The 17,016-nt window shown below is 44.0% G+C and carries 11 protein-coding genes; 9 read left to right on the plus strand and 2 right to left on the minus strand.

All coding sequences use genetic code 11. The features are described from left to right. Positions 1–13: 13 nt before the first annotated feature. The 5 genes from DXN04_RS05845 to DXN04_RS05865 all read left to right on the plus strand — a co-directional run bounded on the left by DXN04_RS05845 (position 14) and on the right by DXN04_RS05865 (position 6,752). Complete coding sequence (locus DXN04_RS05845) at positions 14–1,675, plus strand: flavin monoamine oxidase family protein (protein ID WP_116852341.1); 1,662 nt, start codon at positions 14–16, stop codon at positions 1,673–1,675. Between the two features lie 165 nt (positions 1,676–1,840). Next, positions 1,841–2,383 carry a dihydrofolate reductase family protein gene (locus tag DXN04_RS05850; RefSeq protein ID WP_116852342.1) on the plus strand — a complete coding sequence of 181 codons (543 nt, stop codon included), beginning with the start codon at positions 1,841–1,843 and terminating at the stop codon, positions 2,381–2,383. A 157-nt stretch (positions 2,384–2,540) separates the two neighbouring features. Continuing rightward, positions 2,541–3,902 (plus strand): M48 family metallopeptidase, encoded by a 1,362-nt coding sequence (locus tag DXN04_RS05855; RefSeq protein WP_116852343.1) that lies wholly within the window; start codon positions 2,541–2,543, stop codon positions 3,900–3,902. 19 nt (positions 3,903–3,921) lie between these two features. Then, on the plus strand, positions 3,922–5,487 hold the full coding sequence (locus DXN04_RS05860) for a DUF6770 family protein (RefSeq protein WP_147319848.1): 1,566 nt from the start codon (positions 3,922–3,924) through the stop codon (positions 5,485–5,487). A gap of 407 nt (positions 5,488–5,894) precedes the next feature. Further along, entirely contained in the window at positions 5,895–6,752 is an 858-nt protein-coding gene (locus tag DXN04_RS05865; protein WP_116852345.1) for a hypothetical protein, read from the plus strand. Between the two features lie 148 nt (positions 6,753–6,900). Here DXN04_RS05865 and DXN04_RS05870 read toward each other — a convergent pair whose 3' ends face one another. Both DXN04_RS05870 and DXN04_RS05875 read right to left on the minus strand, forming a co-directional pair. Further along, positions 6,901–7,269 (minus strand): hypothetical protein, encoded by a 369-nt coding sequence (locus DXN04_RS05870; RefSeq protein ID WP_116852346.1) that lies wholly within the window; start codon positions 7,267–7,269, stop codon positions 6,901–6,903. 231 nt (positions 7,270–7,500) lie between these two features. Then, the gene (locus tag DXN04_RS05875) at positions 7,501–8,529 is read right to left on the minus strand and encodes a DNA/RNA non-specific endonuclease (RefSeq protein WP_116852347.1); all 1,029 of its coding nucleotides are present in this window, start codon (positions 8,527–8,529) and stop codon (positions 7,501–7,503) included. Between the two features lie 500 nt (positions 8,530–9,029). Between DXN04_RS05875 and DXN04_RS05880 the strand changes: the two genes are divergently transcribed. From DXN04_RS05880 to DXN04_RS05895, 4 genes are all read left to right on the plus strand, one after another. Next, complete coding sequence (locus DXN04_RS05880) at positions 9,030–10,253, plus strand: FAD-dependent monooxygenase (RefSeq protein WP_116852348.1); 1,224 nt, start codon at positions 9,030–9,032, stop codon at positions 10,251–10,253. 74 nt (positions 10,254–10,327) lie between these two features. Continuing rightward, positions 10,328–11,746 carry an SDR family oxidoreductase gene (locus DXN04_RS05885; protein WP_116852349.1) on the plus strand — a complete coding sequence of 473 codons (1,419 nt, stop codon included), beginning with the start codon at positions 10,328–10,330 and terminating at the stop codon, positions 11,744–11,746. A gap of 54 nt (positions 11,747–11,800) precedes the next feature. Next, positions 11,801–12,223, plus strand: coding sequence for a VOC family protein (locus DXN04_RS05890; RefSeq protein ID WP_116852350.1), 423 nt, complete (start codon positions 11,801–11,803; stop codon positions 12,221–12,223). Between the two features lie 548 nt (positions 12,224–12,771). Beyond that, on the plus strand, positions 12,772–17,013 hold the full coding sequence (locus tag DXN04_RS05895) for a DUF5977 domain-containing protein (RefSeq protein ID WP_116852351.1): 4,242 nt from the start codon (positions 12,772–12,774) through the stop codon (positions 17,011–17,013). Positions 17,014–17,016: the final 3 nt, after the last annotated feature.

Here is a 17,016-nt window from a genome sequence, read left to right on the forward strand (position 1 = left end):
AAATATTCTCATCATGGTTAACGAACAAATTGATATCGCCATCATTGGTGGCGGTGTTTCCGGGGTGTATAGTGCCTGGAAACTGAAAAAGCAATTTCCCAATCAGAAGATCGTTGTGTTCGAAGGCAGCGATCATATCGGTGGACGTTTACTCTCCGTGAAACCACCTGAAATTCCTAACATGACTGCGGAATTAGGCGGTATGCGCATCCTGGAGAATACGCAGAAACTGATTGTAGACCTGATTGATACACTCAATGCTGAATTACCTTTTTCAGAGCAGATCACTCTCTATGATTTCCCGGTAGATGAGCCGCAGAACCTGGCGTACCTGCGTGGTGAATACCTGCGCCTGGTAGACTTTGTAACCAGGCCCGATAAGGTTCCTTATAACATGTCATTCCTGGAAAAGGGGAATGGTCCGGGTGCGATCATTGTAAATGCAATTGAACAGATTGTTCCGGGTATTACAAATCCAAATCTGCATGAGGCACAGCGTCGTGCTATGACCAGGGAAGCGTCTTTTGATGGCGTGCCTTTGTACCAATGGGGTTTCTGGAACCTGCTGTACAGGGTAATCAGCAGTGAAGGCTACCAGTTCAGCATGGATGCCGGTGGTTATGATTCTACATTGGTAAACTGGAATGCATGCGATGCCATTCCATGGTACCTGTCAGACTTCGGGATGACACCTAAGTACAAGGGTTTTTGCAATGGCTTCCAGCAGGTGCCTATTGCCCTGGCAGAGCTGTTTGTAAAAGATGGCGGTGAAGTTCGCCTGGAACAACAGCTTCGGGGTTTTGAGTATGCAAACGGACAGTTTACTTTGAACTTCAATAACCAGGACTCAATCAGTGCAGGAAAACTGATCCTGGCCATGCCGCGTCGTGCACTTGATCTGATCACGCCTGAGAGTCCGCAGCTAAAGGAGATCCAGTCACTGATCGGCAGTGTGACACCAAGACCATTGTTCAAGCTGTTTACTACCTATGCAAATCCATGGTGGAGAATAGCGGGTTATACCAATGCTGCCGGTGAATTTGTCCCGGTGCAATCAGGTCGTTCTGTTACAGACCTGCCGGTAAGGCAAACTTATTACTGGCCGAACAGCGATGGTACGCCTGCTGTAAATGGCAGGGCCATGTTGCTGGCTAGTTATGATGATGGTAGCAATATAGGCTACTGGGATGGATTAAGACCGCAGCGTTCCAGGGCATGGAAACTGGGCAGCTCGCATGCACAGATTGCAGATCCGTTTATTGGAGATGATGATGGAAAGGGCACTACAGCGAATGGTAAGCTGAACCAGACCTGGGAAGAATACAGGGCACCACGCCGGATGGTGGATGAGATCGCACGCCAGTTGCAACAGATGCACGGTTTAGACTATACGCCCCTGGTAAAGAGTGCTGCATTCCGGGATTGGGGTGAAGATCCGTATGGCGGTGGATGGAATAGCTGGAATATAGGAGTGAAGAGCTGGGAGGTAAAAGACCAGATCACGCACCCGATAGCAGGTACGCCTTTATACATCTGTGGCGAGGCGTATTCTGATTCACAGGGATGGGTAGAAGGTGCATTGCAGACAGCGGAAATTATGCTGGGTAAATTCATGCAGGAGCCGGTGTCTGATACAAAGCAGAAGGCAACAGTAAGTGAGTTGCAGGCCTTGTAAACGCTGCGATATATTATATAAAACGAGCTTGTACCAAAAGTAACCTGGAGGAATTGGGAATTACATCAATAAAAATTCTCTCCGTCAGGTACCCGAATTAAACCCCGGGAGCCTTACTTTTGATACAAGCTCGTTTTTGTTTTAAATTACAGTAAACATTAGGGCATGCGCAAACTTATTTATGGCATTAACATTTCCCTGGATGGTTGCTGCGATCATACCAAATTCAGCGGAGGAGAAGATATCCATGACTATTTCAGGGAACTGCTGGAAGCGGCCGATACGGTGCTGTACGGGCGGAAAACTTATGAGCTGATGGTGCCTTTCTGGCCGGAGGTGGCGATTGCGCGATCAATGGATGAGACAGGAAATGCATTTGCGGATGCCTTTGCCAGGCTGAAGCGGGTGGTAGTTTCGAAAACGATAGAAAGTGAGGATAGGGTGATCCGTGACAACGTACGCGAAGAGGTGCTTCAGCTAAAGCAGCAGGCAGGTAAGGCGATTTCTACCGGCGGAGTGGAACTACCTGCCCGTTTGATTGAGTGGGGCCTGGTAGATGAGTTTCATATAGTGGTGCATCCAGTGATTGTTGGAGAGGGAAGGAGATTGTTTACAGAAATGACATTGGAGGGAAACCAGGGCTTACAACTGGTAGGATCTCAATTGTTAGGTAGCGGAGCTATGGCCTTGAAATATGAAAAGTGCTGATTGCTAATGAATTGTGTTTGTTGCGGGGAACTTTATGGATTTTTTTGCCCTTTTGAATCTATATGTAGATAAATCATTTTGTCGTTTTGAAATATTTTTTACCTTGACGGCGTAAAAGGGACAAGTTACATTATTACCTGCTATACCTATACTTAAGATGAAAATTTTACAAGCACTGACAGCATTGTGCCTATTGCCATTTGTTGGTTATGCCCAGTCTCAGATCTTTACCCCTGCTGCCCAGAATGAAGCGGGTCTTAAAAGTCTTGTGAGCAAATACGAGCTACAGTACAATGAGGAGCTAAATAGCCTTCCTGCTAAATATAAGGCCGATTATAAAGATATTTATAAGTCCAGGTGGGAAAACATCAAATCTGTATTTGACAGGAAAGAAGTCTATACCTCAAAGGCTGCGCAGCAGTACCTGGATGCAGTAGTGAGTGAGATCGTAAAGAGCAATCCTGTATTAAAAGACTACCAGATCAACTGTTATTTTTCCAGGAGTGGGGTGCCGAATGCCAGTTATATCGGGGAGGGAATTATCCTTTTTAATATGGGCTTGTTTCAGCGCCTGGACAATGAAAGTGAGCTGGCATTCATACTCTGTCATGAGATTTCGCATTACATATTAAAGCATACCGAGAATAGCATCACCCGCTATGTGACCACTATGAATTCTGACGAGGTGCAGGATGAATTGCGGAAGATTAAGAAGGCCGATTATGGTAAGCGGGAAGCGATTGAAAAGCTGACAAAGGGCATTACCTTCAATAGCCGACGGCATAGCAGGGACCATGAAGCACAGGCGGATTCAATGGGTGTGGCGCTCTTACTCAATACCCGCTTTAATGCAAATGGGGCTACAAAAACACTGGCCATCCTGGATGATATTGATAAAGATTCAGTAGATATGGAAGCCTGTATCAGGAAGGAATTGAACACAAGCGGATACCCATTTCAAAACAGGTGGATTACAAAAAATACCGGGCTGCTGGGTGGACAGGCAAAGCTGAAGAAAGACCTGCCGCTGGAAGACTCACTTAAGACCCATCCTGATTGTAAAGCGCGTATTGTATTGCTGGAGCCAATGATAGCTAATGCTGCTGCGAAGCAGGACTACCTGGTGAACAAAGCAATGTTTGATAGCCTGCGGCAGGTATTTAAATACGAGATTGTGGAGTATGCATTTGCATCGGACAATTATACCTATAGTTTACATTATACCCTGACCCTGCTACAGCAATATCCACAGGATCCTTACCTCGTGACCCAGGTGGGCAGGATTATGAATGGATGCTTTGCTGCACAGAAAACCCATACGCTGGGGAAATTTATAGAACTACCCGCCCCTTACCAGCCGGCTAACTATAATGTATTGCTACAGTTTATCCAAAACCTTTACCTGGAGGACTTTGCAGGCATTGGTTACAATTATCTGAAAGCACATGCGACCCAACTAAACAATTATCCCAGCTTTCAGAAGGAATTGAATTTAAGTGCTAAATATATTTTACAGTAAACATTTAATCTTACCAAAGATGATTAGACAACTACTTACAGTTGCTTTATTTGTATGCATGTTTGTTACAAATACGGATGGTCAATCCAGGCTGACGGTTGACAAGGTATACTCTGCCTACCTGCAAAACAGCGGTACCATCATTGAACAGGGACAAATCAAGGGTTATTTTTACCTGTATCAGAGTGATAAAATTGATAGACGTACCAACGAGTACACCTTACAGATCGTAGACGAGAACCTGAACAAGGTACAGGATATTAAGTTTGAAGACACAAAGAAATTGAGTTTGCTGGAGTCAGCTTACAATGGCAGCAGCCTGGCATTCCTCTTCAAGAATGAAGAAGAAAAGATGCTGCAGATGAAGGTATATGACCTGGATGGAAAGTTGAAATTTACGTATTCCCGTCCTTATTCCAAAAAGACGGATGGCCTGATGGCCCAGTATGAAACGATGCATACGGATGAGGGTATGAACCAGTCAGTGTTTAACCTGGGGGATAAGGGATATATAACTGTACTGCCTTTGAGAGATGGCAGGGATCAGACCTATGAAGTAGATATGTATTCATCAGATAAGAAGAAACAATGGACATATATCCCGGATGGTGATGATCAGAAGTTTGCTATGGCAGAATACCTGGGAACGACAGATAGTCTGGTGATCCTGGAAGTGATCAGGAAGAACAGGAGAATGAGTGGTAGTGGTACAGCCCACCTGGTAGGTATTAACCCGATGACGAAGAAGAAGGTATTTGACATAGATGATGAGAAGGATAAATGGACCTTTGTACCATCCAGTGTGCTGCCTGTGGCAGGTACGGGTAAGTTCATTGCAATGGGTAACTACTTTGATAAGGATGCTAACATAGCAAAGGATGCGAGTAAGGGACTGGCGATTTATGAGATTGATAATAGTGGCAAGATCCTGAACAAGACTTATAATAGTTGGGCGGTGGATATTGCAAAGCATTTACCGATGAATACAAAGGGTAAGATTGACAATATTGGTTACCTGTATATTCATAAGATGATTCCGACGGCTAACGGGAAGTTATTTATAGTAGGTGAGGGATATAAGAAGCAGGCGAGTGCAGGTGGTATTGCTTTGACAGCATTGGGTGCGATGGCCGGGGGAGTACAGAACCAGGGTGTGACGAAGGTAGTGGTAACAGACCTGGTGGTGATGGAGTTTGATGGTACTTATAAGATCAGGGATGCGAAGGTGTATGATAAGACGAATAATACGGTAGTGGGTGGTCCGATGAGTGATTATACAAGTCAGCATACACTGGCGATGTACATCAAGATGGTGGGCTCATTTGATTACCAGTTTACAACGGGTAATCCTGATGAGAATAATTTCGTGATTTGCTATAGTGATTGGGTGAAGTCATCAGATTATAAGGGGGAGACATTTAATTCAATTCGTTATAATGGTACGAAGTTTACGCAGGATAAGATTGAGTTGAAGTCAAAGGCGAGCAGGATGAAGGTATTGCCGGCTAAAGCAGGATCAGTGATGGTGATAGAGTATTTTAAGAAGGATAAGAAGCTGGAGTTCAGGTTGGAGAAATTGGGATAAGGTAAATTTTTAAGAATGTAGATAAGGCTGGTCTTTGGGGATCAGCCTTATTTGTTTATGGAGGGGGTAAGTTTTTTTTGATTCTTAAGAGGTACGCGGCTACCGGGCAGATGGTGATTCCGGAGATGCGGGGCCGTTTATTTTTTTGAGCAGTTGATCATTCATTGGTAAGGGTATATGCAGGGAGCCGGGCGAGGAGTGCTGTGGCGGGTGTTGTTTTGCCTACTTTGTGCGCACCGGTGATGGCGATTTTCATTATCAGTTACTTATGAAATATTTTATGACAAAGTTAGTTTTTGTTACAATTTTCTGACAAATGTATTACATTTATGGCTGAAGACGGATTACTCCCTATAGATGAAATACTCCACTCATCTGCCCGTCCTTTTCTTTTCAAAAAAATAATAATGAAATACCTGACAAGGTTCACGGGTCTGCTTGGATTCCTGACTGTTTTGCTTACGATGCCGCTTGGGCATGCGTTGATGATCATTATGGAGAAAACTTTTGGTCATGGGCATGTGTACCTGGCAGCTTTCCTGCTGGGATTTGCCGGATTATTGCTGTTACTCTTTGGGAGCAGGTTAAGATCGGAAAATAAGGCCACATTTGCCGGTTTATTTGCGGGCTTGTTTATTTGGACGGGCTGGATAGAGTTTGGGTTTGTTTACATTGCGCATCGGTATCATGTGCAGCCGCTGGTGGAGAACGGGGTGGTGGTGACAAAGCCGGAATACCTGATTATGCCGGCATCGGCGGGGTTCCTGGTGATAATGATGCTGCATTATTTGTTTAGTACCAGGACGGGATGTGTGTTTTTTAGCTGGTTGCAGAAGTATCTGAGGATTCCTGTGCCGCGTAGTCAGCCGGTAAAGGTGCAGAAGAATTTTGCGGTGATAACGACGGTGGAATTGATAGCGTTGCTTTGGACGTTTTACCTGGTGTTGTTGTTTGCGTATGATCCTAGTTTTTTGGGGGACCGGCATCCGGTGACTTATTTGATAGCGTTTGGGTCATTGTTATGGTCTTTGTTTTTGTTGCGGAATTTGTTCAGGGTAAGGCAGATGGGGTATGCGATCAGGTATGCGATTCCGACGGTGGTGATATTTTGGAATTTTGTGGAGATCATGGGGCGGTGGAATGTGTTGGAGGAGATATGGGTGAAGCCTTATGAGTATTGGTTGGAGATGAGTTTGGTGTTGGGGATGTTTGTGGTGTTGTTTGGGGTGTCGTTGTTGGAGAAGAGGGGGAAGGTGGTGGTGTAGATGGGGGTGATGATAATCGGGAAGGTTTTGGGGTGCTGTGGCCCGATTTATTGAGTTGAACATCGGGTTACATGTAGTGTTTTGATGGATGGAAGTCGATCTAAAAGGGACCTCACTTTTAGTAAAGTCCCTTTTATCTGGAAATTCATCAATAATTCATATACACCGTTGTCGCCACATAATGCTGATTCGTATTGGTGGCGGTTATGGTATAAGTACCAGAGGCGACAGTGGTCGTACCTGATTTAACCGTCAGGCTGAAAACTTCACCTATCTCCCCGGCCACACCAAACTGGAACACTCCTCTGCCGGATATGATTTGAAAGGATTGCGGCGTATAAATCACACCTGTGTTCTCGTTTTTGATAGATGCATCCAGGCCGCTATACGACTGGCTGGGGGAGTCTACAAAGAGCTGAAAAGTGATGATAGCTTCAGGTGCTTTTGTGTTTTTTGCAGTCAGGGGAGAAGCCGTACAATAGCATAAGAGCAATGCAAGTTTGAGAATGTTTAGCATAAGTGGGTATTTTAGCGTGAGGGATAAAGCTATTGAGACAGCACGCATTGTGTTCGCAGTGGGAAATGGGGTATCCTGGTCCGCCACCACCGCCGGGGATGATGCCGCTGAGTTATGAGGCGAGCGACCAGATGATTAGTTTAATAGCACAGACACCGGGGGTGTTGTGGCAGGCATATACAAAAATGAGCCTGAATCATTTGATTCAGGCTCATTTTTATGTAATCTCTTTTAAGGCACATACACTTTTGACTTCAATGCCAGTTGCACTTTCTTAGGGAGATTGGAGAGCAAATGATAACCGGTAGAATCTTCGATAGCTTTAACGGAGGTAATATATTTCCTCCAGCTGTTATCGATCGTGTTATTATTATTCGGTGTGTCGATAGCTACGATTTTCACATCGCCGCTACTAATTCGTTCCAGGTCATGATCACCTGCAGGAATCACTACTACTATTTTCCAGATGCGTGAAGGTACGGTCACTTTTCCCTGGTCGATGGTTTTCACCTTACCTTTTGACCCGGTACCTCCGGTACCATAGCTGCCCATGATGATATAGCATTCATTGCCGGCGCTGACGAGGGTATTTCTTGTATACTCCTCAAAGCCTGCCCATGTACGTTTGTTGTTTTTCGGAGCCTGCGGGATCATGTTGCTCATGAGGAACGTCGATTCGTTAGCGTCTGTATTGTTGGTACGGTCACCGGAAGGGCAGTTGTGCCCGCGGTCAAAACCGGAGCTGATATAGTCGCTTCCTTCCACATGGTAGAAATTGCCGGGCAGTTCAGGATCTGCCCTGAAATTATCCGTTCTGTAAGTCTTACCAAGGTCATTGGCATCCAGGTGCCAGCTTACCCAGTTAGGAGTACCGCGTTGGCTATTGTACGATGCTACGTAGTAGCTTCTGTCTATCAGGTAGTTGTTGACAAGCTGCATGCATGGTTGTGCATCGGATGGATTGCCTAATAAAAGGTGATTGTTATCACTTGTGTTTTTGATGTGTGTATCACAGTTGTCGGAAGAGGAAGTGACGATCGTCCGGGTGGCTGTTGTAGCCTGTGAGGAGGTGCTGGTATTGTGAGACGACTTTGATTTATTGTGAGCGGATTTTGATTTATGGTGAGAAGAATTCTCTGTATTGGCTTTTTTAGGTGTATCCCCTGTTTTATTGCCTGTAGATTCGCGAAGTCTAATACAGGTTACAAATACGATGAGTGCCACTGTAACGGCGAGGGATAGTAGTTTTTTCTCTTTCATTTAGTTGGCTTGTCTTAAAAGTTTGAACGATGGCATGTGATGAATGCCAGGTGCAAACAGGAATAAAAAGGCGCTGTAAATTTAAGGCTTACAGAGCCGTGCGATGCCTGGTAGCTGGACGCTCCGGGATCTTTAGATCAAAAAGATGGCTTGTCAAAGATTGAATGAAGAGGAAGGTGCTTCCTGGCTTATTCGGTTTGTGGGCGCAAATATAAGGGATTAAGTATTATAACGGTCATGGGGGTTTGATTGGATGCTTTGGGGGTGAGGCTTAGGGGAAATTGAGAGGGCCTGATTATTTGGATTCGGTATTAAAATCGTGATTTGTTAGTGCTAATGCAGAACCTGCTTTTTGGTGATGAACAATTAAACAAGCAGCAATGTTAGTAATTGAAATAGCAGGTTTGGGGAAGGTTTGGTGGTATTAATTCCACATTCATTGTGGCCTGGATCTTGTTTGAATTTTGTATTAAGCTGTAGCAGACCATAAACCCCAAATTATGAAAGTAAATAAACGGAAGAAAATACTGGTATCCGGTGGAAGTATCGCAGGGTTAACGCTTGCATATTGGCTACACCAATACGGATTTGAAGTAAGCGTCATTGAGCGGAGTGCCGGATTGCGCCTAGGTGGTCAGAATATAGACGTTAAAGGGCCTGCCTGGGAAATTGTTAAAAAGATGGGCCTTTCGGAAAAGATCCGGGCGGCTAATACAACCGAAATAGGCATTCGTTTCGTTGATACTAAAGATAAAATTGTAGCAGAATTCCCCAAAGACAATGCCCTCAGCATGACGCAGGAGATAGAGATCCTGCGTGGTGATATGGTTAAGATCTTATATGACGGGGTGAAGCAGGATGTAACTTTTATTTTTGGCGATCAGGTTAAAAAAATAGTGGAGGAAGGAGAAGGTGTCAAGGTGTTTTTCAATAAACGGGAGGAAGAAACGTATGACCTGGTGATAATTGCGGAGGGAATTGGTTCGAATACACGGCAGCTTGTTTTTGGCGATGAGATTAAATATAATTATTTAGGCCTTTACTGTGCTTATTTAACAATGGAAAGGTTGCCACAGGATGGCCCTTGGGCAAGATGGTGTAATGCTGTCGGTGCCATTGTTTTTCTTGTGCGCCCGGATAATTACGATAAAACACGGGTTTGTATTTTCTTTAGGTCGCCTGAGCGCGGTTATGAGAAGTTATCAATCGCTGAGCAAAAAGAACTGTTGATTAAGAAAATAGAGAATGTTGGATGGGAAGCAGGGCGTATAGCAAAAGCGATCCGGCAAACGGATGATCTGTATTTTGAGAGGGTGAGCCAGGTGAAAGCGCCGCGCTGGCATAAGGGGAGGGTGGCGATGATTGGGGATGCTGCATATTGTGCTACACCGATTGCCGGTAAGGGTACGGATCTGGCCGTTACAGGTGCCTATATCCTTGCAGGGGAGCTGGCACGGCGTAGCAATCTTGAGGGGGCTTTTAGTCATGAGGAGGCTTTTAAGGCCTATGAGCGATTAATGCGCCCTTATGTGACGAAGGCGCAGCGACTGGCTCCGGGAGTACCGCGATTGGCTTATCCGGATACAAGGTTGGGTGTAGCTATACTCAATTCGTTTTTCTCGCTGGCGGGAAGTAGGGTGGTAAAATCTATTATGCAGTTTTTTAGTAAGGATAAAAAGCAGGCAAAGGAGGAAATACATTTACCGGATTATGAGGTGAGGTAAATTTTTTGCGGGGGGTATACATGTTGTGTAAGTTGTTTGGTGTAGGGTGTTTTTTTCGTTGAAAATAGAAGTTAATGAAGATATTATTAACCGGTGCTACGGGATATATCGCGCAGCGTTTACTGCCTGTTTTACTGGAGCAGGGTCACCAGGTTTATTGTGTAGTAAGGGATCGCAGCAGGTTCGACCTGGGTAAATTTCAAAGTAATGGTAATTTATCTGCAATTGAAGCAGACCTGCTTGATGCAGATCTTGATAAGAAGTTGCCGGCAGAAATAGACATTGCCTATTACATGGTACATTCCCTGAACGTATCCGGGAAATTTGAATCATTGGAGCAGACAGTAGCGCATAATTTTGTTAACTATGTGAACCAAAGTTCGGTCCGGCAGGTCATTTATCTCGGAGGTATTACGAATGCAGCGCAACTTTCCAGGCATCTTAGTTCCAGGAGCAACGTTGAAAAGATCCTTAGTGCTGCCAATAAACCATTAACAACTTTAAGAGCTGGGATTATTGTCGGATCCGGGAGTTCGTCTTTTGAAATTATCAGGGACCTGGTAGAAAAGCTGCCGGTAATGGTTGCGCCGAGGTGGCTGAAAACCAGGACGCAGCCGATCGCGATTAAAAATGTGATCGAGTTCCTGACAGCGGTGATGGGCGATGAATACTGCTATGGGAAGAGCTTTGATATTTATGGTCCTGATATCCTGACTTATAAGCAAATGTTGCTTTCATTTGCGGAGGTGAGAAAGCTGAAGAGAACGATAATTACGCTGCCGGTTATGACACCTAGATTGTCTTCCTACTGGTTATATTTCGTTACCTCCACATCTTATACTTTAGCCCAAAACCTGGTCGAAAGTATGAAGGTAGATGTAGTGGCCAGGGAGAATTCACTGGCGGAGCGATATAACATACACTTATTGTCGTATAAGGAAGCGATCAATATTGCTTTTGACAGGATAGAACAGAACCTGGTATTGTCTACCTGGAAAGATGCATTAGGGCTTTCAATGCAAAAATTAAATAATGCAAAGCTCATCCAGGTGCCAAAATATGGCGTGTTTAACGATAAAAAGTTTCGTAAGACGGATAATCCCGACCTGGCATTAGAACGGATTTTTTCAATTGGAGGGTTTACAGGGTGGTATTATGCCAACTGGTTATGGGAGTTTCGCGGGCTTCTGGATAAGCTTTTTGGCGGTGTGGGGTTGAAGAGGGGGCGTAAGAATCAGCAACTATTGAATGTGGGTGATCCTGTTGATTTTTGGCGGGTGATTTATGCTGACCGAAAGGAGCGGCGTTTGTTATTGTATGCGGAGATGAAATTACCTGGAGAAGCCTGGCTGGAGTTTAATATTAAAGAGGGTGTTGTGCACCAGACGGCTACTTTTCGTCCGCATGGTTTGGCGGGTAGGTTGTATTGGTATGTTGTCTTACCATTTCATTACTTTATCTTTAATGGGATGATCAGGAAGATAGCTGGATAAGCGAAGTGGATTTTGCAGAAATGAGAGCAACAAAATAACTTAAAAGTAAACATCATGAGATCAATTAATCCCTGGATTAACTTCAATGGCAATGCTGAGGAAGCATTCACTTTTTACAAGTCGGTTTTTGGGGGTGAGTTTACAAAGATCACCCGGTTTAAAGATTTGTCGGGTCCTGAGTTCCAGGTAGACGAAGAGGAGGCGGATAAGATAATGTATATAGGTTTGCCGCTGGGGAAGAATAATGTGTTGATAGGTAATGATGTGCCGGCGTTTTTGGGAAGGGTGAGTGAGAGTGAAAATAGGTCTAAGATCTATGTGAGTGCGGAGAGTAGGGAGGAGGCGGAGGAGATATTTAGTGGGTTGTCGGAGGGGGGAGACGTGGAAGGGCCTATAGGAGAGAGTCCGTGGGGGACGTATGCGGGGATGTTTAGGGATAGGTATGGGATAGAGTGGATAGTGGAGTTTGAGGGGTAGGGGAATTTGACAAGTGATTACGCATTGAAATGCGAAGAGGGACTTTCAGTAGTGCCGGGAGTCCCTCTTTCTCACCTCACAGATCCATAAGAACTGATTTTAACGTTACTTGTCATTAACGGTATCCTGTTTACGCTTTTAATACTAAATGCCAAATTAGATACTATACTGGTTTAAAATGCTATTTTTATAACTTTCTTTAATTATCATTTATAAATCCCCTCATAATATTTTGTCACTGTTTTTTATTTCTTATTCTGTTAGGAATTGAATACTTTTTTCATAGCTTTGTTTTGCAACCTAGTTGTTTGATTGTTGGCCTTGTGATAACTGGATTATTAAAGGGGGATCCCGAGTGTAAGTTATAAGTCTATACTTGTGATATTTAATTGTAGCGATTTACCGTTTCCTTTTTCCCTTTATTCTATTCAAAAATGATCAATCATTCTTGAACGAAGTTTTGCAGCTCAACATTTCCAAATTTGTTGTACTGCTTATACCGGAATCCAATATCCCATTGCGTAACCTATGCAATTACCATTTGACATATGCGGACATTTTATTTAACCTTCATTCTCCTGCTATTATCTGTTGCAGTGACCCGGTCACAAAATTCCCCCACAGGGGTACACTCCACAGCAGGCAGCGTATCTCCATCAGCAGAAGCATCTGCCATGGCAAGGATAGCAGAAATCCCCGTTAACTACTACACGGGAATACCTCAGATCAGTTATCCCATTTACAATTTTAATCAGTATGGCCTAGCTCTTTCGATAGGCCTGAATTACTTCGCTGGCGGCCATAAAGTAGAAGAAATGGCTACTAATACCGGTCTTGGCTGGTCATTAAGTGCCGGTGGAGTCATTATCCGAACGGTAAGGGGCCTCCCAGATGATTATCCGGTAAAAGGCTATATGTATGCTGACGCAATTCCTACCTCACCGGGTAGCCTGCTTGATTCCTTTTACAGAGATAAAATGGATGCAGAACTAGATGTATTTCAGTTTAGCCTGAATGGCCGTCCGGGTAAGTTTTATATGGGTAAGAATAACAAAATCCTGATAGTACCCGATGCAAAGCTGAAAATTGAAACGGTGACCGGCACCATGACGGATGCTCCTGCCAGCACAATTATCTCGTTTAGCATTACAGCAGAGGATGGCACGCGGTATGTATTCAAAGACAGAGAGCTTTCTAAAATACAGTCCACGGGAGACAGCTCTGTGTACCTAAATAAGTTCTACGTGTCCGCCTGGTATATTAGTGATATCGTGACTCCTTATAAAGAAGACTCCATTCACTTTAACTATACAAACCGAAGCACACTCTATACCTCTCGTGTACCGGAATTTACGGTAACGGATCCCAATGAATCCAACAAAGTTTTGCAAAATAGTTCCAGGTACCTGGATGTATATGTCACCTCTCCAAAAATTACCCGCATTGACCTGCCTGACAAAAGTACGGTCAACTTTATTTATGATACGAAAGCACGGTGTGACCAGAATACAGATTTTGCCCTGCGTAAAATCGAAATCAGAGATACTGAGTTACGAAAAGGTGTATTGTTAGACTATCAGTATAGCACCCCTACCGGTTATATCTCTTACAGGCCGCTATGTACGGGCATTGCCAAGGAAAGAAGGCTCATGCTAAGGCAGATCACTGAATATACCGGCACTACACAGCTCCCTCCTACCATCTATGAATATGAAAAAGATGTAGTACTACCTTCCCGGGATTCCAGGTCTATTGACTATTGGGGATATTACAACGGGAAAGAAAATACAACGCTGGTTCCCCCTTATGGTACCATTACAACCGGGGCAGACCGATCTCCCGACTTCTATTATGCCCGCGCTGGCTGTCTCAGAAAGATTTATCATCCCACCGGTGGTTATACCCTTTTGGAGTATGAAGGCAATGAGAACTTCAGTGTTCAAACAGAAGACAAAAGCCTGAACTTCTACTATGCAGACAATGTCGATCTGACCATGAACATCAACAAACTGTTTACCAATCACGTGGGACTGACTTTTAAGCTGACAGATGATGCAGGTAAACAGTATTTCCGTAACAATACTTCTCACCCCGGTACGATCCAATATACGATCTATAGTAGTGATAAGACCTCTGTTATATCATCCGGTACCATCAGTATTATACAGTTGTCCCAGACGGATATTTACATCACCATGAATCTGCCCTACAACGGCAACTATATTGCGCGGCTGGCAATCAACAACTTCACGTCTGCCGAACGCTCCTATCTTTCCCTGGCATTTACCTGGAAAAATGATGTAGTAAAAGATGATCAGAAAATAGTCGGTGGTCTGCGCATTAAGCGACAGACAGCTTATGACGGACTTTCTCATAATAATGACATCGTCACCGAATACAAGTATGTAAATGAAAACGGTAAAAGCTCCGGTTATGACACCGAAGCCCCCATTTACTACTACCGCACGGGTGTAACTGCCGACAAGTACTATCCCGCAGATGTGCGTATGAGCGAACCATTTAATGGACTGACCTATGTACAGGGCAGTCCTTCCGGTTATGCAAGAGTGGAAGTAATAAGTGGTACACCGGAAAAAAATAACGGCAGGGTGGTGTATGAGTTTACTTCATTGAAAGATCTGATGGATGGAGATACGCCTCCCTGGTTCTATCAAAACTATACGGATCCGAACAGTTTTCCCTTTATACCAAAAGATAAAGCAGACTGGATGCTGGGCCTGCCTACTGTGACATCCACCTATGGTCCTGATGGGAAAATAACCCATAAAACTATTAATTACTATACGACTACGCGGATAAATTACACCTACGCCGATTTTAAATGTCTCAGAGTTGGAGTAGACAGGGAAATTCTAACCGGTACTACACGTACCAATAATTACGTGACAAAAGAATATTATCCGCTGTACGGAAATGCGCAACTCAATACGGCTTCAGAAACGATCTATTACAACAATGGAACAAGTAAGGTCAGTCAGACGAACTATACCTATGATCCGACCTATCTGACCATTAAAAAAGTTATTACGGATTACGACCGCTCCAAAGGATTGAAGCTGGAAAAAGCATTTTATTATCCTTATGACTATACCGTATCGGGTGGTATTGCCAGTTTAAAAACTGCCGGCATATTTGCAACCATTGCTACTGAAACATGGCTCACAGGTAATGGTGTCAGTAAACTATATGACATGAATATCACTGACTACAAAGTGGTGTCAGGTACCACTATGGTAAGACCGTCAGCTGTATATCAGTTATATGCCAAAGCGCCGCTGGAAAGTACTGCTGTGCCAAATTTCAGCGCAGCCACACTGAATCGCATTCCTACCTATGTAAAACAGAAAGCATCATTCGATGCATTTAATAGCAAAGGGAATACACTTCAGATTACTAATTCAGAAACCGGCATTATCAGCTCAAACATTTTAGATGATGTTTTCCAGACACCTATTGCTTTAGCCACAAATGCCACTATTTCTGAAATCGCTTATACAAGTTTTGAGTCGGATACAAAAGGGCAATGGACATATAGCGGAGCACCTCAGGCAAATGCGACAGCAGCAACCGGTATAAAAGATTATGTGTTGAGCAATGGCACCATCACCAAGGCAGCATTACCGACGGGTAAAAACTATCTCATGTCCTTCTGGACCAAATCCGGCACCGTCACGGTAAGCGGCGGTACACTCCTCAACAGTGTTGCCAATAGTGCAACTGGATGGGAACTACGTCGCTATAAAGTAGCCGGCGGTACAGCGATCTCCATTAGCGGTACAGCCAGAATAGATGAACTGCGTATTTATCCGGAAGTGGGTACCATGGAGACTTCCTGCTATGTACAGGGCATAGGTAAAATTACTTCCTGTGATATTACAGACAGAATCATGTGGTATGACTTTGATGGTGTAAACAGGTTACAAGCCGTAAGAGATCAGGATAGAAATATCGTAAAATGGAATGAATATAATACCATACAACCGGCTTTTGAAAACGATCCGTTGAGCCAGGCATTTGTGAAAAATTGTCCAGGTGGGGAAGGTTCTACGGTCACCTATAACATTGCTGCAGGTAAGTATAAGTCTTACATTTCAAAGGATGATGCGAATGATATGGCGCAGGAAGACATGCGGCTGTACGGACAGGAATATGCCAATACAAATGGTACCTGTACCTGGTGGAATCAGGTGCAGAGTCAGGACTTTACCAAAGCATGTACGACGGGATATAAGGGCTCTGTGGTAAAATATACTGTGGCTGCACATACCTATAGTTCCAATATCTCACTGAATGACGCGAATAATAAAGCACTTGCGGAAATAACAGCATATGGTCAGACAAATGCAAATACTGTTGGGACCTGTATGCCAGGTATATTATATATCAAGTTTGCATTAGCTAACCGAAAAACGACTTCCACTTCTACTTCCAATGTAAGTAGAAGTACCACAACTGTAGACCTTGTAGTGAGTTTTTTCTCTGATGCCGCATGTACGATCCCATATTCTGTAAGTGGGTATAATGTATACATCAATGTAAAAAGAGATACAGAGTCTTTTTATAACGGCACTGTTCACAATAGTACAGTTACTTCGCAGGATACTTACTCCTGTAATGGTAGTGTCGTTACTGTGGCAACTGGTGTTACAGAAAAGCAATCGGCTATATATGACGAATTTGTAAACGGCCAGGAAAACCCAAGCCCGGATTATGATAAGAACACTTATACATATACTGTGGCCCCAAATGCTAACTATATCGTAAAATAAATC

Origin of the sequence: Chitinophaga silvisoli, from assembly GCF_003412465.1 — a bacterium.
GTDB classification, from domain to species: Bacteria; Bacteroidota; Bacteroidia; order Chitinophagales; family Chitinophagaceae; genus Chitinophaga; species Chitinophaga silvisoli.

Coding starts and splice junctions, on each gene's coding strand:
- DXN04_RS05845 (WP_116852341.1), top strand. CDS start 14: ATGGTTAACGAACAAATTGATATCGCCATCATTGGTGGCGGTGTTTCC.
- DXN04_RS05850 (WP_116852342.1), top strand. CDS start 1,841: ATGCGCAAACTTATTTATGGCATTAACATTTCCCTGGATGGTTGCTGC.
- DXN04_RS05855 (WP_116852343.1), top strand. CDS start 2,541: ATGAAAATTTTACAAGCACTGACAGCATTGTGCCTATTGCCATTTGTT.
- DXN04_RS05860 (WP_147319848.1), top strand. CDS start 3,922: ATGATTAGACAACTACTTACAGTTGCTTTATTTGTATGCATGTTTGTT.
- DXN04_RS05865 (WP_116852345.1), top strand. CDS start 5,895: ATGAAATACCTGACAAGGTTCACGGGTCTGCTTGGATTCCTGACTGTT.
- DXN04_RS05870 (WP_116852346.1), bottom strand. CDS start 7,269: ATGCTAAACATTCTCAAACTTGCATTGCTCTTATGCTATTGTACGGCT.
- DXN04_RS05875 (WP_116852347.1), bottom strand. CDS start 8,529: ATGAAAGAGAAAAAACTACTATCCCTCGCCGTTACAGTGGCACTCATC.
- DXN04_RS05880 (WP_116852348.1), top strand. CDS start 9,030: ATGAAAGTAAATAAACGGAAGAAAATACTGGTATCCGGTGGAAGTATC.
- DXN04_RS05885 (WP_116852349.1), top strand. CDS start 10,328: ATGAAGATATTATTAACCGGTGCTACGGGATATATCGCGCAGCGTTTA.
- DXN04_RS05890 (WP_116852350.1), top strand. CDS start 11,801: ATGAGATCAATTAATCCCTGGATTAACTTCAATGGCAATGCTGAGGAA.
- DXN04_RS05895 (WP_116852351.1), top strand. CDS start 12,772: ATGCGGACATTTTATTTAACCTTCATTCTCCTGCTATTATCTGTTGCA.